19 protein-coding genes are annotated in these 23,326 nt (G+C 67.0%); 14 read left to right on the top strand and 5 right to left on the bottom strand.

The window, feature by feature from the left end; translation table 11 throughout:
• Positions 1-37 precede the first annotated feature (37 nt).
• Complete coding sequence (locus HNP60_RS06660; RefSeq protein WP_184151726.1) at positions 38-1,090, bottom strand: aromatic ring-hydroxylating dioxygenase subunit alpha; 1,053 nt, start codon at positions 1,088-1,090, stop codon at positions 38-40.
• A gap of 74 nt (positions 1,091-1,164) precedes the next feature.
• On the opposite strand from HNP60_RS06660, the gene HNP60_RS06655 reads away from it, so the two are divergent.
• The 7 genes from HNP60_RS06655 to HNP60_RS06625 all read left to right on the top strand — a co-directional run bounded on the left by HNP60_RS06655 (position 1,165) and on the right by HNP60_RS06625 (position 8,030).
• The gene (locus HNP60_RS06655; protein ID WP_184151723.1) at positions 1,165-1,734 is read left to right on the top strand and encodes a TetR family transcriptional regulator; all 570 of its coding nucleotides are present in this window, start codon (positions 1,165-1,167) and stop codon (positions 1,732-1,734) included.
• Between the two features lie 581 nt (positions 1,735-2,315).
• Positions 2,316-2,960: a phosphoribosylanthranilate isomerase gene (locus HNP60_RS06650; RefSeq protein WP_184151720.1), complete on the top strand. Its 645-nt coding sequence runs from the start codon at positions 2,316-2,318 to the stop codon at positions 2,958-2,960.
• A 101-nt stretch (positions 2,961-3,061) separates the two neighbouring features.
• A complete protein-coding gene (trpB, locus tag HNP60_RS06645; protein WP_184151717.1) occupies positions 3,062-4,318 on the top strand; it encodes a tryptophan synthase subunit beta in 1,257 nt (418 codons plus the stop codon).
• A 48-nt stretch (positions 4,319-4,366) separates the two neighbouring features.
• Positions 4,367-4,756, top strand: coding sequence for an endonuclease domain-containing protein (locus HNP60_RS06640; RefSeq protein WP_184151716.1), 390 nt, complete (start codon positions 4,367-4,369; stop codon positions 4,754-4,756).
• Positions 4,753-5,565 (top strand): tryptophan synthase subunit alpha, encoded by an 813-nt coding sequence (gene trpA, locus HNP60_RS06635; RefSeq protein ID WP_184151712.1) that lies wholly within the window; start codon positions 4,753-4,755, stop codon positions 5,563-5,565. The genes HNP60_RS06640 and trpA overlap by 4 nt, the downstream gene beginning before the upstream one ends.
• Entirely contained in the window at positions 5,562-6,416 is an 855-nt protein-coding gene (gene accD / locus HNP60_RS06630; protein WP_184049817.1) for an acetyl-CoA carboxylase, carboxyltransferase subunit beta, read from the top strand. The genes trpA and accD overlap by 4 nt, the downstream gene beginning before the upstream one ends.
• A 270-nt stretch (positions 6,417-6,686) precedes the next feature.
• Positions 6,687-8,030 carry a bifunctional folylpolyglutamate synthase/dihydrofolate synthase gene (locus HNP60_RS06625; protein WP_184151709.1) on the top strand — a complete coding sequence of 448 codons (1,344 nt, stop codon included), beginning with the start codon at positions 6,687-6,689 and terminating at the stop codon, positions 8,028-8,030.
• 48 nt (positions 8,031-8,078) lie between these two features.
• Here HNP60_RS06625 and HNP60_RS06620 read toward each other — a convergent pair whose 3' ends face one another.
• A complete protein-coding gene (locus tag HNP60_RS06620) occupies positions 8,079-8,642 on the bottom strand; it encodes a hypothetical protein (RefSeq protein WP_260394752.1) in 564 nt (187 codons plus the stop codon).
• Between the two features lie 183 nt (positions 8,643-8,825).
• On the opposite strand from HNP60_RS06620, the gene HNP60_RS06615 reads away from it, so the two are divergent.
• Positions 8,826-9,026, top strand: a complete 201-nt coding sequence (locus HNP60_RS06615; protein WP_083853454.1) for a hypothetical protein — start codon at positions 8,826-8,828, stop codon at positions 9,024-9,026.
• 39 nt (positions 9,027-9,065) lie between these two features.
• On the opposite strand, the gene HNP60_RS06610 is transcribed toward HNP60_RS06615, so the two are convergent.
• Positions 9,066-10,421: an AmpG family muropeptide MFS transporter gene (locus HNP60_RS06610; RefSeq protein ID WP_184151703.1), complete on the bottom strand. Its 1,356-nt coding sequence runs from the start codon at positions 10,419-10,421 to the stop codon at positions 9,066-9,068.
• Positions 10,422-10,539: 118 nt separating this feature from the next.
• Positions 10,540-10,977 (bottom strand): response regulator, encoded by a 438-nt coding sequence (locus HNP60_RS06605; RefSeq protein ID WP_184049826.1) that lies wholly within the window; start codon positions 10,975-10,977, stop codon positions 10,540-10,542.
• 131 nt (positions 10,978-11,108) lie between these two features.
• On the opposite strand from HNP60_RS06605, the gene HNP60_RS06600 reads away from it, so the two are divergent.
• The 3 genes from HNP60_RS06600 to HNP60_RS06590 all read left to right on the top strand — a co-directional run bounded on the left by HNP60_RS06600 (position 11,109) and on the right by HNP60_RS06590 (position 16,846).
• The gene (locus HNP60_RS06600) at positions 11,109-12,251 is read left to right on the top strand and encodes a pseudouridine synthase (protein ID WP_184151700.1); all 1,143 of its coding nucleotides are present in this window, start codon (positions 11,109-11,111) and stop codon (positions 12,249-12,251) included.
• Between the two features lie 16 nt (positions 12,252-12,267).
• On the top strand, positions 12,268-12,807 hold the full coding sequence (gene rsmD / locus HNP60_RS06595; RefSeq protein ID WP_184151697.1) for a 16S rRNA (guanine(966)-N(2))-methyltransferase RsmD: 540 nt from the start codon (positions 12,268-12,270) through the stop codon (positions 12,805-12,807).
• A 385-nt stretch (positions 12,808-13,192) separates the two neighbouring features.
• Positions 13,193-16,846, top strand: a complete 3,654-nt coding sequence (locus tag HNP60_RS06590; RefSeq protein WP_184151694.1) for a tetratricopeptide repeat protein — start codon at positions 13,193-13,195, stop codon at positions 16,844-16,846.
• 282 nt (positions 16,847-17,128) lie between these two features.
• Here HNP60_RS06590 and HNP60_RS06585 read toward each other — a convergent pair whose 3' ends face one another.
• Entirely contained in the window at positions 17,129-17,521 is a 393-nt protein-coding gene (locus HNP60_RS06585) for a hypothetical protein (RefSeq protein ID WP_184151691.1), read from the bottom strand.
• 194 nt (positions 17,522-17,715) lie between these two features.
• Between HNP60_RS06585 and HNP60_RS06580 the strand changes: the two genes are divergently transcribed.
• The 3 genes from HNP60_RS06580 (at position 17,716) to HNP60_RS06570 (ending at position 23,201) form a co-directional block, all read left to right on the top strand.
• Entirely contained in the window at positions 17,716-19,986 is a 2,271-nt protein-coding gene (locus tag HNP60_RS06580; RefSeq protein WP_184151688.1) for an ATP-dependent helicase, read from the top strand.
• Positions 19,986-21,107, top strand: a complete 1,122-nt coding sequence (locus HNP60_RS06575) for an aspartyl/asparaginyl beta-hydroxylase domain-containing protein (RefSeq protein WP_184151685.1) — start codon at positions 19,986-19,988, stop codon at positions 21,105-21,107. Before HNP60_RS06580 ends, HNP60_RS06575 begins: the two co-directional genes overlap by 1 nt.
• 342 nt (positions 21,108-21,449) lie before the next feature.
• Positions 21,450-23,201: a DUF885 domain-containing protein gene (locus tag HNP60_RS06570; RefSeq protein ID WP_184151682.1), complete on the top strand. Its 1,752-nt coding sequence runs from the start codon at positions 21,450-21,452 to the stop codon at positions 23,199-23,201.
• Positions 23,202-23,326: the final 125 nt, after the last annotated feature.

The following is a 23,326-nucleotide window of genomic DNA, read 5'->3' as shown; positions in this document are numbered from 1 at the left end:
GAAGCGCGAAGGGTCCGCCGCGCCCTTTGCCGGGGCTTTACTCCGCGGCCGCCAGCATCTCCGTGCGCTCTTCCCGCGCCAGCTTCTCGACCAGCCGGTTGAACAGCGTCACGCCGCGATCATGCACGGTGGGCATCACTTGCGGGTCCGGCGTCATGTCGATGACCTGCTGCTGGGCTTCGATCATGACCTTGTCCTCGTCGAAGGCCTGACCGGCAATGCCCATCAGCATATCGCGTAGGGCCGCGTCCCCATGGCTGCGGTGCGGGCCCCAGGAGAAGAAATAGCGCGCCGTTTTCCCCGCCATCGGCGTCACGGCCTGGCTGGTGAAAGTGACGCCGCTCACGGCCCTGTCATAGTCCGGCGTGCCGAAATCGCATTCCCTGGCGGTGCCCAGCGGGAAGACGCCGCCGGTCATGAGCAGCACGCCCGGGATCAGGAAATCATAGGTCATGAAGCTGTCCATGGGCTCGGGGCTCCTGCGGGACGCCGTTCCGATCGAATTCTCCGTCCACCGCTCATAGCGGATACCCCGGTCGAGCGGGGTGATCCGGGCGGGGGTCTCGGCGAATTGCGGGCCGGCCCCGAAGCTGTTGGCATGGACGAAGGTCAGATGGCTGAAATCGAGCAGATTGTCGTTGATCAGCCGGGCTTCGGCCGCATAATCGAGCTGGCCATGGCCGAGGATATAGTCCGGATGGTCCAGTCCCACGGCCGGCGGGATGAGGCTTTCGTCCGCCCGCGCGGGGTCGCCCATCCAGACCCACAGCCAGCTGTGCCGTGCAATCACCGGATAATGCCTGACGCGGGCCTGCGGCGGGATCCGGTCCTGCCCCGGCATCTCGACCACGCGGCCGTCCGGGTCGAACAGCAGCCCGTGATACATGCACCGCAGCCGCTCGCCTTCGCAGCGGCCGAGCGAAAGCGGCGCCAGCCGGTGCACGCAGCGATCCTCCAGCGCATGGATCGCGCCGGAGGCGGTCCGCCAGATCACGATCCGCTCCCCGAGGATGGTGATCGCGAACGGCGTGTCGGCCTTCAGCTCCTGCGCCCAGCCGGCCACATACCAGGCATTGCGAACATAGGTCATGATCCTGCTCTCCGGCTTCCTTCTCCACGCCGCCAATGTTGACTTAACACTGTTAAGGAGTCAAGGCTTGCGCCATGGCCCATCGTCCATTGCCCAGCCTCACGCGTGACCAGATCGTGGCCGAGGCCTTCCGCCTGTTGCAGGATGAGGGGCTGGAGAGCCTGAGCATGCGCCGTCTCGCCGCCCGTCTGGATGTGCAGGCACCGGCGCTCTACTGGCATGTCGCGGACAAGGCCGAGCTGCTCGGCCTGATGGCGGGCGCCATTTATGGGGCGGCTTATGCCGGCGCGGGCGCGGCGCGGGACTGGCGCGAATGGCTCGGGCAATTCGGCCGCGCGCTCCATGCCAGCCTCGCATCGCATCGCGACGGCGCCAGATTATGCGCGATCGCCCGGCCGATGGCCCCGGCAGACCCCGACGCACAGGCCGGCAGGATCGCCGCGCCACTCACCGCGCTGGGGCTCGACGTCAAGCAGGCCCTCGCCCATCAGGCCGTGGTCATTTCCTTCACCCTGGGCTGGACCACTTTCGAGACGAACGGCCCCATGCGCGATTTCCTGCGCCAGATCATGGACTTCGATTCGACCTTCACCATCGGCCTCGACGCGCTGGTAAGCGGCCTCGGCCATCCGGCGACATCATAGGGCTGATCGACATTCAACCTCTGGAGCGCGTCGCCTCCCCAGAACAACGTGTTGGCAGGACGGGTGCCCGTTCAACGGATGCAATGAATATCGATCAGCCCTCGGATTGCGTGGACAGATTCGCGGACTTGGAGGGAACCAGAAGCGCGCTTTTTTAGGCGGCATGGACAAACTCGAGCGGGCTGTTTGATGTCGGGTTCTGGGGGCTTTCGTCCTGAAGAAGACTTTCCGGAGAGACGTCATCTTCCCCTTAAATCGTCATTCCCGCGCACGCGGGAATCCAGCTGAGACATCGCGTACGAGCGCCGGGGTGTAACTGGATTCCCGCGTGCGCGGGAATGACGAAAAGTGGAAATGTCCGCTCCCCACCCCTTAGCTGCCTTTCCGACCGCTCTCAGCGACCCTTGAAAGCGGACGCTCGTAGAGCTCGGAATTCGCATGCCGCGTGAAATCCCCTCCCCCGCCCGCGCCCTAGCCCCGCCCCTCCATCGCGCAGGATGTTTCCATCCGGCGCGGAAATGCTCTAACGGGGCCGCGGCGCTGCCCTGCGGCGCCATGATGCTCCTCATCAAAGGCCGTTCATGTCGCAAGTCGCCATCAAGATCTGCGGGGTCCGCACCCCCGATGCGATCGACGCTGCCATGCGCGGCGGCGCGAGCCATGTCGGCTTCGTCCATTTTCCGCGCAGCCCGCGCCATCTCGCGCCGGCCGCGCTGGCCGATCTGGCGCCGCGCGTGCCCGAGCATGTCGCGCGCGTCGCCGTGCTCGTCGATCCGGACGATGCCATCATCGATGCGCTGATCGCGGCGGGTGGCCTGCATGTCCTCCAGCTCCACGGCAGGGAGGAGCCCGCCCGCGTCGCGGCGATCCGCCAGCGCACCGGGCTCGAAACCTGGAAGGCCATTCCGGTCAAGAGCGCTGCCGATCTCGCCGCCGGCAATGCCTATGCCGGGGCGGCGGACCGGCTGCTCTTCGACGCGAAGACGCCCGAGGGCGCGGCGCTGCCCGGCGGCATGGGCCATCGTTTCGACTGGACGCTCCTCGCCGGCCACCGCCCACCCTTGCCCTGGGGCCTTTCGGGCGGGCTGGACGCGGACAATGTCGCGCACGCCCTCCGCCTCACCGGCGCGCCGCTCGTCGATGTCTCCTCCGGCGTCGAGAGCGCGCCGGGGATCAAGGATATGGACAGGATCGCGGCTTTCTGCGAAGCGGTCTCGCGATGTTGAGGATCACCGCTCATGCCGGGCGCGTCGGGGTACGATGGCGCTGATCGCTTCCTGAGGAACTGAAGCGAACGGACCAACATATCTGCGAGATCGAGACGACCATGACTGCTGCGACCAGCCCTTCCGGCACTCTTCCCAATTCCCTGCGCGCACTGCCTGACGAGCGCGGCCATTTTGGCGCGTTCGGCGGGCGCTATGTCGCCGAAACGCTGATGCCGCTGATCCTCGACCTGGAGCGGGAGTATCGCGCGGCCAAGGATGATCCGGCTTTCGAGGCCGAGTTCAACGGCCTGATGACCCATTATGTCGGTCGCCCCTCGCCGCTTTATTTCGCCGAGCGGCTGACGGCTTATTATCGCGAGCGCGCCAAGCCCGGCTTCGGCGCGAAGATCTATTTCAAGCGCGAGGAGCTCAATCACACCGGCGCGCACAAGATCAACAACTGCATCGGCCAGATCCTGCTTGCCATCCGCATGGGCAAGACGCGGATCATCGCCGAGACGGGGGCCGGCCAGCATGGCGTGGCGACGGCCACCGTCTGCGCGCGTTTCGGCCTGCCCTGCACCATCTTCATGGGCGCCAAGGACATCGAGCGGCAGCAGCCCAATGTCTTCCGCATGAAGCTGCTCGGCGCGGAAGTGCGCCCCGTCACCAGCGGATCGCAGTCGCTCAAGGACGCGATGAACGAGGCGCTGCGCGACTGGGTCGCGAACGTCCATGATACTTTCTACATCATCGGCACGGCGGCGGGCCCGCACCCCTATCCCGAGCTGGTGCGCGATTTCCAGAGCGTCATCGGCAAGGAGACGCGCGAGCAGATCATGAAGGCGGAAGGCCGCCTGCCCGATCTGCTGATCGCGGCGGTCGGCGGCGGCTCCAACGCCATCGGCCTGTTCCACCCCTTTCTCGACGATCCGGACGTCGCGATGGTCGGCGTGGAAGCGGCGGGCCACGGCATCGAGAGCGGCCAGCATGCCGCCAGCCTCACCGGCGGCAAGCCCGGCATCCTCCACGGCAACAAGACCTATCTTCTGCAGGACGAGGACGGCCAGATCACCGAGGCGCACAGCATCTCGGCGGGCCTCGATTATCCCGGCATCGGCCCCGAGCACAGCTGGCTGCACGAGAGCGGCCGCGTGACCTATCTGCCCGTGACGGACCGGCAGGCGCTCGACGCCTTCCAGCTCACCTGCCGCACCGAGGGCATCATCCCCGCGCTGGAAAGCTCCCATGCCCTGGCGGCGCTGGAGACCAAGGCACTGGATATGCGCGAGGACGAGATCATCGTCGTCAACGTCTCGGGCCGCGGCGACAAGGACATCTACACGGTGGCCGAGGCGCTGGGAGCGGAGATATGACTTTCCTCAAGCCCTCTCCCCTTCAGGGGAGAGGGTTGGGAGAGGGGCATGCGTGACCCTCGCCTGACCGCGCACGCCAAAACGATGCGCACCAACGCCACCGAGGCCGAAACGCGCCTGTGGCTCGCATTGCGCGCGAAGCGTTTTGAAGACGTCAAATTCCGCCGGCAGAAGGTGATCGGACGCTACATCGTGGATTTTGCCGCGCGCAATCCGATGCTCGTCATAGAACTTGACGGCGATAGCCACGCATCGCAGGTCAAATATGATTTCGAGCGATCGGCGTTCCTGCAATCTCAAGGCTATGACGTGATCCGTTTTGCGAACAATGATGTGATGGACAATCTGGAAGGCGTGCTGACGGCAATCCAGTCCCGGCTCCTTCCCCCCCTCCCAACCCTCTCCCCTGAAAGGGAGAGGGCTATAGGTGCCTCATGACCGCCCGCCTCTCTTCCGCCTTCGCCCGTGCCCGCAATGAGGGCCGCGCCGCGCTCGTCACCTTCGTCACCGGCGGCGATCCCACGCCGGCCGACACGCCCGCGATCCTCGACGCGCTCGTCGCGGGCGGCGCGGACGTCATCGAGCTGGGCATGCCCTTCACGGATCCCATGGCGGATGGCCCCGCCATCCAGGCCGCGAACCTGCGCGCCATGGCGGCGGGCATCAGCACGGCAAGGATCTTCGAGATCGCCGCTGCCTTCCGCGCGCGCCATCCGGAGACGCCGCTGGTGCTCATGGGCTATGCCAATCCCATGACCGTGCGCGGCGCGGACTGGTTCGCGGGCGAATGCGCCAAGGCCGGTGTCGATGGCGTGATCTGCGTCGACATCCCGCCCGAGGAAGATGCCGAACTTGGCCCGGCCCTGCGCGCGGCCGGCGTCAGCCTCATCCGCCTCGCCACGCCGACCACGGATGCAGCGCGCCTGCCGGCCGTGCTCGCGGGCGCATCGGGCTTCCTATATTATGTCTCGGTCGCCGGGATCACCGGGCTCCAGCAGGCCGCGCAGGCCAGCGTCGGCGCTGCGGTGGCCAAGCTCAAGGCGGCGACCGATCTGCCGGTGGCTGTCGGCTTCGGCGTGCGCACGCCCGAGCAGGCCGCCGCGTTCGGCGCGCATGCCGATGGCGTCGTGGTCGGCTCGGCCATCGTCGAGCTCGTCGGCAACCATGGATCACAGGCCGCGCCGCATGTGCGCGATTTCGTCGCGTCGCTGCGCGCGGCTCTCAACGCAAAGGAACAGGTCGCATGAGCTGGCTCAACCGCGTCCGCAATGCCATTCCCTTCATTGCCCGGAAGGCGGAAACGCCGGACAATCTCTGGCACAAATGCACCGGCTGCGGGCAGATGATCTTCCAGAAGGAATGGGAGGAAAATCTCTCCGTCTGCCCCCGCTGCGATCATCATGGCCGCATCGGTCCCAGGCTGCGCTTCGCTCAAGTCTTCGACGAGGGCACGATGAAGCTGCTGCCCGCGCCGCAGGTCAGGGAAGACCCGCTGAAATTCCGCGATTCCAAGCGTTATACCGATCGCATCAAGGCCGCCCGCGCGCAGACCGGCGAGCAGGATGCGCTGCTGAACGCCAGCGGCACGATCGAGGGGCATCAGGCCGTGGTCGGCGTGCAGGATTTCGCCTTCATGGGCGGGTCGATGGGCACGGCGGTCGGCGCGGCCTTCGTCGCGGGCGTCCGGGAAGCGGTCAAGCGGCGCTGCCCTTATGTCATCTTCACCGCCGCCGGCGGCGCCCGCATGCAGGAGGGCATTCTCTCCCTCATGCAGATGCCGCGCGCGACCGTGGCGATCCAGCAGCTGCGCGCGGCGGGCCAGCCCTATATCGTGGTGCTGACCGATCCCACCACCGGCGGCGTGACGGCCAGCTATGCCATGCTGGGCGACATCCAGATCGCCGAGCCCGGCGCGCTCATCGCCTTTGCCGGCGCGCGCGTGATCGAGAACACGATCCGCGAGAAGCTGCCCGAGGGTTTCCAGCGCGCCGAATATCTGCTGGATCACGGCATGATCGACATGGTGACGCACCGCAAGGATCTGCGCGCCACGCTCGCCAGGACCATCGGCTATCTGACGGCGGCGCGCGCCGCCTAGGGCTGATCGACATTCAGATGATGGCGTGGCGAAAATGGTGGTTTCTCGGGACCCGGCGCGCAGCGTACTCAAGGTACGTGAGCACCGGAAGCCCGGGAAACCGCCATTTGCAGGCCGCCAGCGCTGAATGGCGATCAGCCCTAGGTCTTGTCCTTTCCCGCTTGCGAGAGGCCTCGGGATGGGCAAGCACATCCGGCGCCGGCCCTCGCTGCGCGGCAATGCCCACCCTGACCCCTTCCGCAGGCGGGAGGAGGATTGACGGAGCCCTCCATGGCTGACCACGCCGTTTCAGACGACCCCGCCGTGCAGACCCAGCTCGATCGGCTCATGGCCCTTTCCCCGGGACGCGACGTGCTCGGGCTGGAGCGGATCAGCGAACTGGTCCGGCGGCTCGGCGATCCGCATCTGGCGCTGCCGCCGGTGTTTCATGTCGCGGGCACGAACGGCAAGGGATCGACCTGCGCTTATCTGCGCGCCGCGCTGGAGGCGGACGGGCGGAGCGTCCATGTCTTCACCTCGCCGCATCTGGTGCGCTTCAACGAGCGCATCCGCCTTGCCGGCACGCTGATCGACGATGCGACGCTGGCCCGCGCGCTGGAGGAAGTGCTGGATATCGGCGGCGATCTGAACGCGAGCTTCTTCGAGATCACCACTGCCGCCGCCTTCATGCTGTTCGCCACCATCCCCGCCGATGCCTGCATCATCGAGGTCGGCCTTGGCGGGCGGCTGGACGCGACGAACGTGCTGCAGTCGCCCGTGGCCTGCGGCATCGCCTCGCTCGCCATCGATCATGAATCCTTCCTGCTGGCGCCCGAGGAGGGCGTGCCGGCCGATCCGCTCTGCCGCATCGCGTTCGAGAAGGCGGGCATCGCCAAGCCCGGCGCCCCGCTCGTCACTCAGCGTTATCCGGGCCCGATGATGGCCACCATTGCCCGGGTCGCGGGTCATGCCGGCACCCGCTTCATGCCGCGCGGCGAAAGCTGGGACGTCGCGGAATATCAGGGGCAACTTCATTATCGCGATCAGGAAGGGCGGCTGGAACTGCCCCCGCCCCGCCTTGGCGGCGCGCATCAGATCGCCAATCTCGGCCTCGCCATCGCCATGCTGCGCAGCCAGGACGTGCTGCCGGTGAGCGATGCCGCATTGCGCGCCGCGCCGCTCTGGGCGCAATGGCCCGCGCGCATGCAGCGGCTGGAGGGCGGCCCGCTCAATGCCATGCTGCCCGATCGCACGCTCATCCTGGATGGCGGGCACAATCCCGATGCCGGGCAGGCACTGGCGAAGGCGCTGGGCGATGGCGGCCTCGCGCCGGAGGGAATCGATCTCGTCACCGGCATGCTCTCCAACAAGGATGTGCGCGGCTTCCTGGAGCCCCTGCGTCCGCTCGTCCGCTCCATCCGTTCGCTTCCCGTGCCTGGCCACGAGCATCACGGGCCGGAGGTCTTCGCCGCCGTCGCCGCCGACTGGGATGTGCCGCACAGCGCCTTCCTCACGATCCGGGAAGCCTTTGCGGACATCGCCGCCGTGCCGGACCCGCACCGCACGGTGCTCATCGCCGGCACGCTCTATCTCGCCGGCCAGGTGCTGGTGGCCAACGATCAGGTCCCGGCCTGAGCGGCGATCCGCGAAAGGCCCGGGATCGTCGCCCCGGATCGCCGGTCCTCAGTGCGTAGCGGAAAGCGTGACCGTCTCGAAATGCCAGCGCAGCTGTTCGGGGCTCGCTCCTTCGATGTCATTGACGCGGCGAAGGACGGCCTCGCCTTCGATGCGCACGGGGCGGCCTTCGGCGTCCCTGCCCGTCACGCTGATCGGCGCGCTGTAATAGCTCGAGCCCGCGGCGCCTTCCATGCTGCCGTCCGGCATCGCGACGGCGATGTCATCCAGATCGCTGAACATCCCCGCGAACGCCGCTTTCGTCCATTTCTCCCGGTCGGCGGGCCCCAGCATCGCCCAGGCCTGTCCATAGTCCCCGAGCTCTATCGCCCGTGCGAAGGAGAGAAGGACATTGCGCGCGCCCTTCACGCCGCGTTCGGCCTCGGGCGTCAACAAAGGCGGACGCAGGTCCGGCGCTCCGTTATCGGCATGGTTCGTCGCGCCGGCGACATCGCCCGCCGGCGAAGGATGCTCCGGTGTCACGGGCGATGCAGCCTCGGGCGCGCTCGCACCTGTCGCGCCGTCCCCATTCTTTTGCTCACACGCCGCCAGCGCGAGGCAGGACAAGGCCATCAGGCAAGGCGAAAACATCCTCATGACCCTCAAACCCTTTTCCCGCCATTCCGTTCAATCACGTCCGCCCCCTGAACACCAGCGGCGCTCCGCCGGGGGCGTCGGCAGGATCACGACAGACAGGGCCGCGCCATCTTCTTTCCTGCTGGACCGATCCATGGTCCGATGGCTATCGGCACGCGCATGAGTGTCATCGCAACCATCATGAATTCCGCCACGGGCCAGCCCATCCAGAAAATGACGTTCGGTCGGATGCCCAAGCCATGGACCAGCTTCAATCTCGCCACGGGTGAGCTGGTGACGGCCGATCGCGTGCATGTCGGCAAGCCCGCGCCGGGCAAGTTCGTCGCGCCCGTGGAAGTCTGGGTCACGCTCAAGAGCTGACGGCATCGGTGCGAGGTCGCACCGCGCGCAGCGGCCGCCTCAATCGTCCGTAGTGCTGGGTTGTCGCACGGATTCCACGACGAAGCCCTTCGCCCACATGATCCAGAGCAGCAGCATGCCGGGCACCGCCACCACCACCGTGAACGCCCAGAAGCCGACCCAGCCGAACGCCTCGGCGAGATAGCCCGAGGGCGTCGAGAGCCATGTCCGCCCGACCGCCGCGAAGGAGGAGAGCAGCGCGAACTGCGTCGCGGTGTAGGCGAGGCTGGAGAGGCCGGAGAGATAGGTCACGAACACCGTGAGGCCGATGCCGCTGGTGAAATTCTCGGTGCCCACCGCCAGCGCGAGCATCGGCGTGGAATGGCCGGCGAGCGCGAGCAGGCAGAAGAGCAGGTTGGAGACCATCATCAGGAGGCCCGAGACGAACAGCGCGCGTCCCATGCCCAGCCAGGCGATGAACGGCGCGCCCAGCGCCGAGCCGGCAATGAGGGCCGCGAAGCCGACGAACTTGTTCACCGTCACATATTCCGTGTCGGTGAAGCCCAGCTCCACGATCATCGGCGCGAGCATCGTCTGCCCCATGGCGTCGCCGATCTTGTAGACCAGCACGAAGCCCAGGATGAGGAAGGCGCCGTGGCGCGTGAGGAACTCGCGGAAGGGATTGACGATCGTCTCGGTCATCCATTCGCCGATCGAGCCCCGGCGGACGGCCGCATGCGCCACATAGCGCCCCGGCCCCGCGATCAGCGCGCCGATCGCGGCGGGAAGCACGCAGAAGGCCGTGATGCCATAGGCCACCGCCCAGCCGAGCCCCGCGCCTTCACTCGAGGCGAGGAAGATGGTGCCCGCGCCCGCCAGCAGATTGCCGGTGCGGTAGCCGAACTGGTTCATCGCGGTGCCGTGCGGCAGTTCCTCCTCGCTCAGGATCTCGATGCGGTAGGCGTCGATCACGATGTCCTGCGTCGCCGAGAGGAACGCGACGGCGATGGCGCAGATCGCGAACCGCGCGAGGTCGTTGGCGGGGTCGCTCGCGCCGAGCTGCCAGATCGCGACGAAGAGCAGCGCCTGGATGAAGAACAGCCACGCCCGCCGCTGCCCGAACAGTCGGGAAAGCACCGGCAGCGGCAGCTTGTCGACCAGCGGCGCCCACAGGAACTTGAGCGTATAGGGCGTGGTGAGGCCGATCGCGAAGCCGATGGTCGACTTGTCGATGCCGACTTTCGAAAGCCAGAAGGTCATCGTCGCGAGCAGCAGGGTGAGCGGGAAGCCGCTGGAAATGCCGAGCAGGAAGGCGACGAACGGCATCGGCCGCAGATAGGGCCGGAAGGCGGGCACCACGAAGCCCACGGCAATCACGGCACCCACGATGAGTGCGAAAATCAGCGTCTGCGACATGCTTGCCTGCCCCTTTGTGCGATCCGGCCGTCCTGCTTAGCGCCCCGCGCGGGTTTCGCCAGCCCCCGTTGCCCGGCGACGATGCGCCCGGACGGCCCGGACCGGCGCGATCGCACCGTCAATCGCGCGGAAAAAGCCGCAGTCCCGGCGGCAGGCGCCCCGGCGGCAGCCCGCCGACCAGCCGCTCGCACACGGCGATGGCGCGCACCAGATCCTGCGGCTGGAAGGGCTTGGCGAGGCAGCCGAGCGCGATGCCCTGCCCCGCCGCTTCCTCCGGGCAGGTCGCGGTGGCGAAGAGCACCGCGATGCCCAACTCGCGCGCATGGCGGGCCAGCTCCACCCCGGAGCGGACGCCGCGCAGGCGAATGTCGGTAATCACCAGATCGATGCCGCCCTGGCCCAGGATGACCGTTGTCGCGTCGCGGAAGCGGTCCACCGTTGCGACGACTTCATAGCCCGCCTGCTGCAGCGCGTGCTCGGCATCGAATGCCAGCAGCGGCTCATCCTCGACGAGGAGGATGCGGCGTATCTGCTGCGCGCTCTTCGAGAAAAACATTGCCGCCTCATCCCGGTTGCGCCACTACCCAGGCCGACCCGCACAGGATCGCCGGCGCCTTTCGGCGCTAGGATGGCGCCCCGCGATTCGCCAGTGCAAGAGCGACACAGCAGATCGAAAAAGGACAAGGCATGGCCAACGCCACTGGACCAAGAGGGCCCCGGCGCCCGCCGCGCAATGGCGCGACCGGACCCGCAGGGGGACGGCGCCGCCCATCCGCCGATGGCCCGGACGCGCGCAAGCCCGCCCGGTCGGACAAGCCCCGCTCGGACAAGCCCCGCTCGGACGCCCGCCCGCCTGCCGGATCGGAAACCCGCCGGCCGGCCGACAAGGCCGAGGCACGCCCCGCCACCGGAAAGCCCGGCCAGCGCCCCGCCACTCGCAAGCCGGGCGCACGTCCCGCGACCGACAAGCCTGCTTTCTCCTCGTCCCGCCCGGCGCGGCCGCCGCGCGGCGCTGCCCGGCCCGCAGGCAAGCCGGGGGAGCGCAAGCCCCGTGACGGCGCCTCGGAAGGGGATCGCGCCGAGACTCGCACCGGCGATCACAAGGCCGATCACAAGGGCGATCGCATCGCCAAGCTGCTTGCCCGCGCCGGCATCGCCAGCCGCCGGGATATCGAGCGCATGATCGGCGAGGGCCGCATCGCGCTGGATGGCACGGTGCTCACCACGCCTGCCACCATCCTCACCTCGCTGCGCGGCGTCACCGTGGACGGCAATCCGGTGCAGGAGCCGACTCCCGCCCGCCTCTTCCTGTTCCACAAGCCCACCGGCCTGCTCACCACCGCGAAGGACCCGGCCGGCCGCCCGACCATCTATGACCGGCTGCCGAAGGACCTGCCGCGCGTCATGCCCGTCGGCCGGCTCGATCTCAACACGGAGGGGCTGCTGCTCCTCACCACCGATGGCGAGCTCAAGCGCCAGCTGGAGCTGCCCGCCACCGGCGTCGAGCGCACCTATCGCGCCCGCGTCTTCGGCGAGGTGAGCCAGGCGCAACTTGAGGATCTCATCGAGGGCGTGCAGATCGAGGGCATGCGCTACGGGCGCATCGATGCCAATCTGGAGCGCCGCACCGGCCGCAACCAGTGGGTCGAGATGACGCTGACCGAAGGCAAGAACCGCGAGGTGCGCCGCGTGCTGGAGCATCTCGGGCTGCGCGTCAGCCGCCTCATCCGCACGCGCTACGGCCCCTTCGTGCTCGGCGATTCTCAGCCCGGCGAGGTGGTGGAAGTGCGGCGGGTCGATCTCGTCAAGTTCCGCAAGACACTGGACTGAGCAGGGAGCCCCGCACATGAGGATCATTTCCGGGCAATGGCGCGGACGGCCGCTCGCCGCCCCCGCCGGCGAGGCCACGCGCCCCACGGCGGACCGCACGCGCGAGACCCTGTTCTCGATGCTCACCAGCCGCCTCGGCAGTTTCGAGGATCTGCGCGTGGGCGATTTCTTCGCCGGCTCCGGCGCGCTCGGGCTGGAAGCGCTCTCGCGCGGCGCCGCCGCCTGCCTCTTCGTGGAGCGGGACCGCGCAGCGATCGACGCGATCCGCGCCAACGCGGCGAAGCTCGGCCTCCCCCGGCCGGACATCCGCCAGGGCGACGTCCTCGCTCTCGGCCCCGCCCCCGCGCCGCTGGACGTCATCTTCATGGACCCGCCCTACGGCACCGGCGCCGGCGCCGTCGCGCTCGACAAGCTCTCCCGCTTCGGCTGGACCGGCCCCGGCACCTGGATCAGCATCGAAACCGCCCGCGACGAAACGCTGGACGTCAAAGGTTTCGACATCGACGCCGAACGCGTCGTCGGCAAGGCAAAGCTGCACCTGCTGCGAGCGGGGTGAGGGTCAGGCTAATTCGGGGGATCAGCCTGCGCAGACACATTCCGAAGCCCGAGCTGCGCACCCTATCCCGTCATTCACCACGTCGTCCCGGACTTGATCCGGGACCCCGCTGCCTTGAAGATCGGCGGGACCAGCCGGTTCTGGAAACCGGAAGAAGCGGGTTCCCGGATCGAGTCCGGGATGACAAAAAAATAGCTGAAAAGCTGGCTTCTGGATCCCTCAAAGTCCGCGAATTCATCCACGCCGCCCCCGCTTTCTGAGCCAGCGGCCAGGATCTGATAAAATGAGTAACGCCTGCTTCGCCCTCGTCGCGAAAACGCTCCCGCTGGACGTGGATTCTGCCTTTCGCGGCGCTATAGTGGGCCGAGGAAGAAATTGGGGGCTTATGAAACGTCTTTTCGCCGCACTCGTCGCCACGAGTGCGCTTACGAGCGTCGCATCCGCGGCGGATCAACCGGTCATTGGCCCGGCACCGGCCTGGGTGCGGCCCATAGCACCGCCATCGGCACCCGCGAAAGCTGACGATGCCCCGCTTCGTGTCCTGCTCTCCGACCAGCAGGTCGCCCTGGAGCCCGGACGGCGGACGATCTATTCGGCCATGTCGTTCAGGATCCAGAATCCCCAGGGGCTGGCGGCCGGCAACATCTCGCTGCCCTGGCGACCCGATACCGATGTCCTGACGGTCCACAAGCTTCTGATCCGGCGCGGAGACCAGGCCATCGATGTCCTCGAGTCGGGTCAGACCTTCACGGTCCTGCGGCGCGAGCAGAATCTGGAAAGCGCGACGCTCGATGGCATCCTCACCGCCAATATCCAGCCCGAGGGGCTGCAGGTGGGGGATACGCTCGAATTCGCCATGTCGGTCTCGTCGAGCGATCCGACGATGCAGGGCCATGTCGAGCTGATGGCCGGCGCCTGGGACGGCTTCCCGGTCGGGCGCGCTCATCTCCGCGTCCAGTGGCCGACCGGTCTTCCGGCACGCTTTCGTCAGACGGCCTCCCTGCCGGCTCTGAAACCAGTGAAGTCGGGCGACAAGCTGGTCATGGAATTCACGCTCGACAATATCGAGCCGATCATTCCGCCCAAGGGCGCGCCGGCGCGTTACCAGATCGGGCGCCTTGTCGAGGTGACGGATTTCGCATCCTGGGCGGATGTCGGCGCGCTCATGGCGCCTCTTTATGACAAGACGGCCGTGATTCCGTCCGAGGGTCCGCTCCGCAAGGAGCTGGAGCGGATCAAGGCTCTTTCTGCCGATCCCCGGGTCCGTGCGGAAGCCGCCCTCGCGCTCGTGCAGGACCGGGTGCGCTATGTCGCGCTGCTGATGGGGGATGGCGGCTATGTCCCCGCGGATGCGGAGACGACCTGGGCGCGCAGATATGGGGATTGCAAGGCCAAGACCGCGCTTCTCCTCGCGCTGCTGCACGGTCTGGGCATAGAGGCGGAGCCTGTTGCGGTCAGCACCATGTTCGGGGACGGCCTCGATGCGCGCCTGCCGATGCTCGGCCTGTTCAACCATGTGCTCGTCCGCGCCACTGTGGCCGGCAAGACTTACTGGCTGGACGGCACAAGGACCGGCGACACCAGCCTGGACAGGCTCATCGTGCCGAATGTCGGCTGGGGCCTGCCACTGGTCGCGAAGGATGCGGCGCTCGTCCGGATGGTGCCCGCACCGCTGGAGACGCCGACAAAGGACACATCCATCCGGATCGACGCCAGCGCCGGCATCTCGGTGCCCGCGCCGACAAGGATCGAGACGATCCTGCGCGGGGATGAAGCGATTGCCACCAGCATCGCGCTCGCGAACCTCTCCGGGGAAGCGCGCGACCGGGCGCTCCGGGACTATTGGAAGGGACAGCACGACTTCATCGATGTGAAGACGACAAGCGCCACCTTCGACCCGAAGACCGGCGAGCAGCGGGTTGTCATGGAGGGCCTGGCCAAGATGGACTGGTCGGGCGGCTCCTATGAGACCGACGATATGCGCGTGGGCTATCGCGCCGATTTCAGTCGAGATCCCGGCCCCGGCCACGATGCGCCCTTCGCCGTGCCCTATCCCTTCTTCCGTCGCACGAAGGAGACCATCATCCTTCCTCCCGAAAGCGGGGCGTTCAGGCCGGGGTCGGGACTGGAGGTCGACCAGACCATAGCGGGCATCGAGTATCGCCGGCACGCCACGCTTGAGGATAATGTCTTCACCATCGAGCGGACGGACCGCAGCGTCGCGCCCGAGTTCCCCGCGAAAGAGGCCGTGGCCGCCCAGGCGACGCTCCGCGCGCTCGCTGACCGGTCCGCCGTCCTGCGCAAGCCGATGGATTACGTGGCAAGCGAGAGCGAGATCGCGACCACCAGCGCGAACACGCCGTCCAGTGCCGCCGAATATCGCAGGCGCGTGAGGCTTTTCCTCGATCAGGGCATGCGCGAGGAAGCCGAAGCCGATTACGGCAAGCTCATCGAACTGGACCCGACGAACGTGTGGGCATGGTCGAACCGTGCCATCACCAGGATCCAGCTCGGGGATCTGGCCGGCGCGCAGGCTGACCTGGAGAAAGCGGCGTCGCTTGATCCGACCTATATTCAGCTGTTCATCGGGCGGGGCATGCTGGCCAATCTCGAACATCGGCCGAAGGACGCGGTCGATGCCTATACCAAGGCCCTCCAGATCGAGCCCGACAACAGCTACGCGCTAACGCAGCGCGGCGTCGCTTATGCTGCCCTTGGCGATCAGGACCGTGCAGTCGCGGATCGCATCGCGGGCGCCACCGCCTATATCTCGGAAAATCCTGAAGAAGCCGACCCGCTCATCGAGAGAGCCAATCTGATGATGGATCTTGGGCGCATCGATGAGGCCATCAGGGATTTCGAGAAAGCCCACGCCCTCGATCCCAAAAACGCCAGGGCCCTGTCGGGTCGTGGGCTCGCTTATGTCTGGAAGGGAGATTTCGACGCTGCTGTCCCTGATCTGGACGCCGCCCTGGCGATAAACCCGCGGAATGCGGCGGCGTTCCGGGGGCGCGGTCTCCTTGCTCAAAAGAAAGGGCGGTGGCGCGAGGCGATAGCGGCGTACACCACCTCTCTGGAGATCGCACCCGACAGCGCCTTTGCACTGGGGCAGCGAGGCCTGTGCGAGCAGGCGTCCGGCGACAAGGAAGCTGCCCTGCGCGATACCGCCGCGGCCATCAAGCTGCGCCCGGAATCGATCGATCTCTATCTGTTGCGCGCCAACATCCTGCGCTCCCTGGGCAAGCGGGAGGAGAGCCTTGCCGAGGCCGAGGCCCTCGTTGCTGCCAATCCCCACAACCCTCATGCGCATGTCACGGCCGCGAAGATCTACGCTGCTTTTCAAGACCCCCGGGCGATGCAGACCTATGAAAAGGCGATCGCGCTCAGGCCCGAAGCCTATATCTATCTCAATCGCAGCCAGAGCCGCCCCAAGACTGACGTGGCAGGCCGCCGGGCCGACCTTGAGGAAGCGCTCAGGCTGCAACCGGGCTTCGCCGAGGCCAGAGGGGCAATGGCGCAATTGCAGATCGACAGCGGAGACCTGGCCGGTGCGATTTCAACTTATTCCCTCGCCCTCGCCGAGGCGCCGGACAATCTTGACCTTCTGATGGGGCGCGGGATCGCTTACGCCCGGTCGGGCGACGCGGCGCGCGCCGACACCGACTTCAAGCGAGCACGAAGCAAGGCTTCGGATCAAACCGTGCTCAATAAACTGTGCTGGGACAAGGCAACAGCCGGCCAGGCGCTCGAGTCCGCGCTGGCCGATTGCGATGCGGCGCTCGCTCAGGCCCCCGATGAAGCCGCTTTCCTCGACAGCCGCGGCCTGGTGCTCCTGCGCCTGGGCCGGATCGATGAAGCGATCGCTACTTATGACAAGGTGCTGAAGGAATATCCTGATTTGCCATCCTCATTGTTCGGTCGGGCCGTCGCCTGGGCGCGCAAGGGTGATCGCGCGAAGTCGGACGCGGATGCGGCAGCGGCGCTCAGCATGGATCCCGATGTGCAGGCGCAATTCGAAGGTTATGGCGTGGTGCGATGAGCCTGCATTTGTGTCCACATCTCATGGAGCTCGATCCCACCAGAAAAAATTAAGATAACAATTTGATTTTTATAGATAATTCCAACCCGAATCATATGGCGCTGTTTCTGGCCAAAGAGCCAAAAAAACCCGGAAAATCGCCATTTCCGGGCGCCGCGAGAGTCATCGCTTTTATCTGTCCTAAAATGTCCGGAAATTCCCCCCGGCCCACGCGAAAACCCGCGACCGCCTCAAGGGACGGCGGCCGCGGGCTATCGATTCGCTCGGGTCGTTCGCGCCGGCTCAGCCGGGGTCGCGCTCACCCGGATTGCGGCAGCCGTCCTTCACTGTGCGCGAGCAGACGGGATACTCCTGCGGCGGCTGGGGCGCGGCCTGCTCCACCGGCTGGGGCGGCGCCATCTCGATCTGGCCCGGCGGGGGCGAAGTCGGGGTCGCGTTATAAGCTGAAGGCGGCGGCGGGGGCGGCGGCGGCGTGGCGCTGTCGGGCGTCGGCGTGGTTGCCGGCGGCATGGGTGCCGTCCCGTCCGCGGGCGGCGGCGGCGTCTGGCCCGGAGGCATGGGCTGCTGGGTCATCGGCTCGGTGGAGGGCTGCGCCGGCTGCATATCCTGCGCATGGACGGCAAGAGCCATCGTCGAGGCGGCGCCGAGGCCGGCAAGCAGAGTCAGAAAACGCATGGTGGCATCCTTTCCAGATTGATATCTTTTCGCGGTCGACATGCGGGTACCCCTGACAATCCGCGTGGAGACAAGGGGTTCCACCATCCGCCGTGCCCGTGCGGCGGCATGTCGCGGCGTCCCGGCCGGACAGTCGCCGGAATGCGGCGAAGCCCTTGCTCCGACTCATTTCGTTCCCTAGCTGTTCACCTGAGATGACAGTTCCCTCCCCCTCCCCGGCCGACCCGCCTTATCTGCAAGGGCTCAATGCCCCCCAGCGCGAGGCCGTGCTCACGACCGAGGGCCCGGTGCTGGTGCTTGCCGGCGCCGGCACGGGCAAGACGGCCGCGCTCACCGCGCGCCTCGCCCATCTGGTGGCGACCCGGCGCGCCTTCCCGTCCGAGATCCTTGCCGTCACCTTCACCAACAAGGCGGCGCGCGAGATGCGCGAGCGCGTCGGGCGGATGATCGGCCCGGCGGTGGAAGGCATGCCCTGGCTCGGCACCTTCCACAGCATCGGCGCGCGCATGCTTCGCCGCCATGCCGAGCTGGTGGGCCTGCAAAGCAACTTCACCATCCTCGATACGGACGACCAGCTGCGCCTGATGAAGCAGATCATCCAGGCCGCCGGCATAGACGAGAAGCGCTGGACCGCCCGCGCCCTCGCCGCGCTCATCGACCGGTGGAAGAACAAGGGCTTCACGCCGAAGGACGTCGATGCCGGCGAGAGCGAGGCCTTCGCCAATGGCAAGGGCGCGGAAATCTACGCCGCCTATCAGGATCGGCTGCGCGCCCTCAATGCCTGCGACTTCGGCGATCTGCTGCTGCACATGCTGACCCTGTTCCGCACGGACCGTGAGGTGCTGGAGCAGTATCAGCAGCGCTTCCGCTACATCATGGTGGACGAGTATCAGGACACCAACACCAGCCAGTATCTCTGGCTGCGGCTCCTCGCGCAGACCCGCAAGAACATCTGCTGCGTGGGCGACGATGACCAGAGCATCTACAGCTGGCGCGGCGCGGAAGTGGCGAACATCCTGCGTTTCGAGCGGGATTTCCCCGGCGCGGCGATCATCCGGCTGGAGCAGAATTACCGCTCGACACCCCATATCCTGGCCGCCGCGTCCGGCGTCATCGCGCAGAATGGCGGCCGGCTCGGCAAGACCTTGTGGACGCAGGCCGACGAGGGCGAGAAGCTGCGCGTCATCGGCGTGTGGGACGGGCCCGAGGAAGCCCGCCGCGTCGGCGACGAGATCGAAGGGCTGGAGCGGCAGGGCGTGCGGGCGGATGACATCGCCATCCTCGTGCGCGCGCAGTTCCAGACCCGCGAGTTCGAGGATCGCTTCATCCAGATCGGCATGCCTTATCGCATCGTGGGCGGCTATCGCTTCTACGAGCGGGCCGAGATCCGCGACGCGCTCGCTTATCTGCGCCTCGTCAACCAGCCTGCGGACGATCTCGCTTTCGAGCGGATCGTCAATGTGCCCAAGCGTGGCCTGGGCGACAAGGCGGTGGAGAAGGTCCATCGCCTCGCCCGCGCCGAGGGCGTGCCGCTGAGCCTCGCCGCGGCGCGGATCGTGGATAGCGACGAGCTGACGCCGCAGGCGCGCCGGGCGCTCGGCCGCTTCATCGGTGATCTTGCCCGCTGGCGCGATCTCGCCACCACCATGAACCATGCCGATCTTGCCCGGCAGATTCTGGATGAGAGCGGCTATACCGCGGTGCTCCAGGCGGAGCGCTCCACCGAGGCGTCCGGCCGGCTCGAGAACCTCCAGGAGCTGGCGCGCGCCATGGAGGATTATGAGACGCTCGGCGCCTTCCTCGAGCATGTCAGCCTCGTCATGGACAATGAGGGGGCGCAGGAGGAAGCGAAGGTCACCATCATGACCATCCATGCCGCCAAGGGGCTCGAATTCGACACTGTGTTCCTGGCCGGATGGGAAGATGGCCTGTTTCCCTCCCAGCGGTCGCTGGACGAGGGCGGGCTCTCGGCGCTGGAGGAAGAGCGGCGCCTTGCCTATGTGGCGATCACGCGGGCCCGGCGGCGCTGCTATATCCTCCATGCCGCCAACCGGCGGGTCTATGGCCAGTGGACCAGTTCCATTCCTTCCCGCTTCATCGGCGAGTTGCCGAAGGAGACAACGGACGTCGAAACCACCATGAGCGGCGGCGCGAGCCTGTGGCGCGCCAACTGGTCCGAGCGGGACGATCCTTTCGCGAATGTCGCCCGCGGCTCGGGTCGCGGCCCCGGCTGGCAGCGCGCGCAGGGCCAGTTCACGCGCGAGCCCACCCGCATCGTGGAAGCGCGGCAGAGCGCCGTCAGCCTTGGCAACAAGGGGCGGGATGATATCAGCGTCGGCATGCGCATCTTCCACCAGAAGTTCGGCTATGGCCGCGTCACCGCCATCGAGGGCAACAAGCTGGAGATCGATTTCGAGCAGGCCGGCGCCAAGCGCGTGCTCGACAGCTTCGTGAGCCTCGCCTGATGGCGACGGCGCAGCCGGGCGAGCGCGCCGTCGTCGAGGCCTTGCGGGCCGGGCGCGTGGCGGAAGCGCGCGCCATGCTTGCCGACATGGCCGATCCCCCGCCGATGCTGCTGGCCCATGCCTGCGCGCGTGCGGGCGATGTGGAAGGCGAGATCGCGGCGCTGGCGTCCATCCTCGCGCGTGAGCCGCGCCAGCTGCAGGCCCTGCTCGCCATGGGCGAGGCCCAGCAGAAGGCCGGCGACCGGCGCGCCGCCACCAGCTTTTTCCGTACCGCGCTCGCGCAGGCGGGCGTTAGCGCCGTGCCACCGGCGCTGCATCCCCTGCTTGAACGCGCGCGCACCCATGTGGCCGAGAACAGCGATCACTTCTCCACGCATCTCGAGGCGCGGATCGGGGACGTCGCCAGCGCTTCGCCGCGCGTGCGCCATGCCGTCGATCTCGTGCTCGGCCGGGTGACGCTGTATCTCCAGCAACCCAACATGTTCTACTTCCCCGGCCTGCCGCAGCGTTATTTCTACGAGCGGGCGGAATTCCCCTGGGCGGCAGAGATGGAAAGCCGCACGCCGGCGCTCCGCGCGGAGCTGGAAGCCGCGCTTGCCGACGATGTGGGTTTCACGCCTTATGTGCAGACCAGTGCCGCGCGCCCCCCGGCGAACAATCCCTTGCGGGACGATCCGCGCTGGAGCTCCTTCTATTTCCTGCGCGATGGCGAGGTCGTGGCAGAGCATGCCGCCCGCTGCCCGGCCACCATGGATGCGCTGACCCTGCCCGATCTCGCCCGCGTTCCCGGACGCGGGCCGCTGGCCATCTGGTCGATGCTCCGGCCGGGCACGCATATCGAACCGCATACCGGCCTGCTCAACACGCGGCTCATCTGCCATTTGCCACTGATCGTTCCGCCCGGTTGCGGCTTCCGCTGCGGCTCGGAACAGCGCGCATGGGAGGAAGGCAAGCTCCTGATCTTCGACGACAGCGTGGAGCACGAAGCGTGGAACCGGGGCAGCGCCCTGCGCGTCGTCCTGCTGTTCGACATCTGGCGGCCGGAGCTCAGCGCGGAAGAGCGGGCTGCCGTCTCCGTCATCCTGTCGGCGATCGAGGGGCTGGATCTCTCGCAGGGCTGAAAGAGCGGCGCTGCAACAGCAAGGGCTCGCAAGCCCCCGGGGAGTCACTTTCGTGCCCGCATAATCTGTTTCACGATGCAAAAGATTACATTTCTTCGCATCTTGTTAACCTTCTTCTCCTAGTCACGGCTGGCGACCCGAAGGGCGCTGGCCAAACCCAGTGCTCATACTAGGCCCGGCGGAGCGTGGGTTCCCGCCGGGCCTTTTTTTGCCTGCCGCACCCGCCTTCCCTTCCCCGCTCCGCATTTATCGCTCCCGCTCTCTCGCGCACTGGACAAGGCCGGAGCGCCGAGCCAGTCTGCCGGCGCCGTTCAGGGCGGCAGACTCACGGGAGGCGTTTTCATGATCCACACCCGCCGACTTGCGCTGATGCTCGCGCCGGCTCTTGCCGCGCTGACGCTGGGCGCATGCGCACCCACGCTTGCCGACGGAGGGCCGCCTTCCACCGCAACCGATGTTTCCGCTCCGGCGGACTGGGCAAGCTTCCGGGATTCGTTTCTGGAAAGCCTGTTCCAGCATGATCCGTCCTTCGCCATCTATCAGGGGCGCCACGATTTCGACGGGCAGTTGCCCGACTGGAGCCCCGCCGGCCTCAAGGGGCAGGAGACATTCCTGACCCAGTCGATCGCGCAGGCGCAGGCGTTCAAGGCCGGCGCGCTCAGCAAGGAAGAGGCGTTCGAGCGGGATTATCTGGTCGCCGTCGCCCGTGCCCGGCTGTTCTGGCTCACCGATGCGGGCGAGCCTTATCGCAACCCGGCTTATTATGTCGGCGGCGGGCTCGATCCCAATGTCTACATCGCCCGCAACTATGCCGATGCACCGACGCGGATGAAGGCCATCATCGCTTTCTTCCGGCGCGTGCCCACGGCCGCCGCACAGATCCGCGCCAATCTGAAGACGCCGATGCCGGTGAGTTTCATCAATTACGGCAAGGCGGGTTTTCAGGGCTTTGCGGACTATTATGCAGGCGACGCCAAGGCCGCCTTCGCCAGCGTGAATGACCCGGCCCTGCAAGCGGAGTTCGATGCCGCTGCCGGCGCTGCCTCCCACGCCATGAAGGAGCTGGCCGACTGGCTGGAAAGCAACCGCGCCACTGCCACGCAGGATTTTGCGCTGGGCGCCGATCGCTTCTCGCGCATGCTGGCAGCGACCGAGATGGTGGACACGCCGCTCGACGAGCTGGAGGCCATCGGCGTCGCCGACCTCAAGCGCAATCAGGAGGCGCTGAAAGCCGCCTGCGCTCGCTTCGCGCCCGGCAAGGGCATTGCCGACTGCATGGAGAAAATGAACGAGGACAAGCCTGCGGACGGTCCGGTCGCCGAGGCGCGGCGGCAGATCCCGGTGCTGCGGGCCTTCGTCCAGAAGCACGATCTCGTCAGCATCCCGGGGACGGAGCAGGCGCTGGTCGAGGAAAGCCCGCCCTATAACCGGCAGAACTCCGCCTATATCGATCCCCCGGGGCCGTACGAGAAGGGCATCCCCTCCATCTATTATATCTCGCCGCCCGATCCCTCATGGCCCAAGGCCGTGCAGGAGGCGTTCATTCCCGGAAAGAAGGACCTGCTCTTCACTTCGATCCACGAAGTGATGCCGGGCCACTTCCTCCAGTTCCTGCATGCCAACCGATCACCCTCGCTCTTCGGGCGCGTGTTCGTGGGCTATGCCTTCGCCGAGGGCTGGGCCCATTATACCGAGGAGATGATGTGGGAGGCCGGCCTCAACGAAGGGGATCCGGAAACCCAGATCGGCCAGCTCTCCAACGCGCTGCTGCGCAACTGCCGCTATCTGTCGGCCATCCGACTGCACTCGGGGCGCATGACGCAGGAACAGTCCGAGCAGATGTTCCGGGAGGAATGCTATCAGGATGAAGGCAATGCCCGCCAGCAGGCCGCGCGCGGCACTTATGATCCGGCCTATCTCAACTACACGATGGGCAAGCTGCTGATCCGCAAGCTGCGCGCGGACTGGACGGCATCGCGCGGCGGTCGCGCGGCGTGGAAAGCCTTCCATGACGAGTTCCTGAGCTATGGCGGGCCGCCGATCCCGCTGGTGCGGCAGCAGATGATGGGCGGCGCTGCGAAAGCCGCCTTCTGACCTGAGGAACAGCACTGGCGGCGGGGGAGGTGACGGGATCACTTTCCCCCGCCTCCGGGCCCCATGCCGCGGTGGCTGTTTCCTGAATCGCCCCGCTACCCGTCCCGCGCTTCATCCGTCGGACA

The organism is Sphingobium lignivorans, assembly GCF_014203955.1.
GTDB lineage: Bacteria > Pseudomonadota > Alphaproteobacteria > Sphingomonadales > Sphingomonadaceae > Sphingobium > Sphingobium lignivorans.
The sequence above is the reverse complement of the archived record's forward strand: the minus strand, read 5'-3'. Positions and strand labels throughout refer to the sequence as shown.

Coding starts and splice junctions, on each gene's coding strand:
- HNP60_RS06605 (WP_184049826.1), bottom strand. CDS start 10,977: ATGTTTTTCTCGAAGAGCGCGCAGCAGATACGCCGCATCCTCCTCGTC.
- HNP60_RS06600 (WP_184151700.1), top strand. CDS start 11,109: ATGGCCAACGCCACTGGACCAAGAGGGCCCCGGCGCCCGCCGCGCAAT.
- HNP60_RS06580 (WP_184151688.1), top strand. CDS start 17,716: ATGACAGTTCCCTCCCCCTCCCCGGCCGACCCGCCTTATCTGCAAGGG.
- accD (WP_184049817.1), top strand. CDS start 5,562: ATGAGCTGGCTCAACCGCGTCCGCAATGCCATTCCCTTCATTGCCCGG.
- HNP60_RS06660 (WP_184151726.1), bottom strand. CDS start 1,090: ATGACCTATGTTCGCAATGCCTGGTATGTGGCCGGCTGGGCGCAGGAG.
- HNP60_RS06650 (WP_184151720.1), top strand. CDS start 2,316: ATGTCGCAAGTCGCCATCAAGATCTGCGGGGTCCGCACCCCCGATGCG.
- HNP60_RS06570 (WP_184151682.1), top strand. CDS start 21,450: ATGATCCACACCCGCCGACTTGCGCTGATGCTCGCGCCGGCTCTTGCC.
- HNP60_RS06585 (WP_184151691.1), bottom strand. CDS start 17,521: ATGCGTTTTCTGACTCTGCTTGCCGGCCTCGGCGCCGCCTCGACGATG.
- HNP60_RS06615 (WP_083853454.1), top strand. CDS start 8,826: ATGAGTGTCATCGCAACCATCATGAATTCCGCCACGGGCCAGCCCATC.
- rsmD (WP_184151697.1), top strand. CDS start 12,268: ATGAGGATCATTTCCGGGCAATGGCGCGGACGGCCGCTCGCCGCCCCC.
- HNP60_RS06640 (WP_184151716.1), top strand. CDS start 4,367: ATGCGTGACCCTCGCCTGACCGCGCACGCCAAAACGATGCGCACCAAC.
- HNP60_RS06610 (WP_184151703.1), bottom strand. CDS start 10,421: ATGTCGCAGACGCTGATTTTCGCACTCATCGTGGGTGCCGTGATTGCC.
- trpB (WP_184151717.1), top strand. CDS start 3,062: ATGACTGCTGCGACCAGCCCTTCCGGCACTCTTCCCAATTCCCTGCGC.
- HNP60_RS06590 (WP_184151694.1), top strand. CDS start 13,193: ATGAAACGTCTTTTCGCCGCACTCGTCGCCACGAGTGCGCTTACGAGC.
- HNP60_RS06625 (WP_184151709.1), top strand. CDS start 6,687: ATGGCTGACCACGCCGTTTCAGACGACCCCGCCGTGCAGACCCAGCTC.
- HNP60_RS06655 (WP_184151723.1), top strand. CDS start 1,165: ATGGCCCATCGTCCATTGCCCAGCCTCACGCGTGACCAGATCGTGGCC.
- HNP60_RS06575 (WP_184151685.1), top strand. CDS start 19,986: ATGGCGACGGCGCAGCCGGGCGAGCGCGCCGTCGTCGAGGCCTTGCGG.
- HNP60_RS06620 (WP_260394752.1), bottom strand. CDS start 8,642: ATGGCCTTGTCCTGCCTCGCGCTGGCGGCGTGTGAGCAAAAGAATGGG.
- trpA (WP_184151712.1), top strand. CDS start 4,753: ATGACCGCCCGCCTCTCTTCCGCCTTCGCCCGTGCCCGCAATGAGGGC.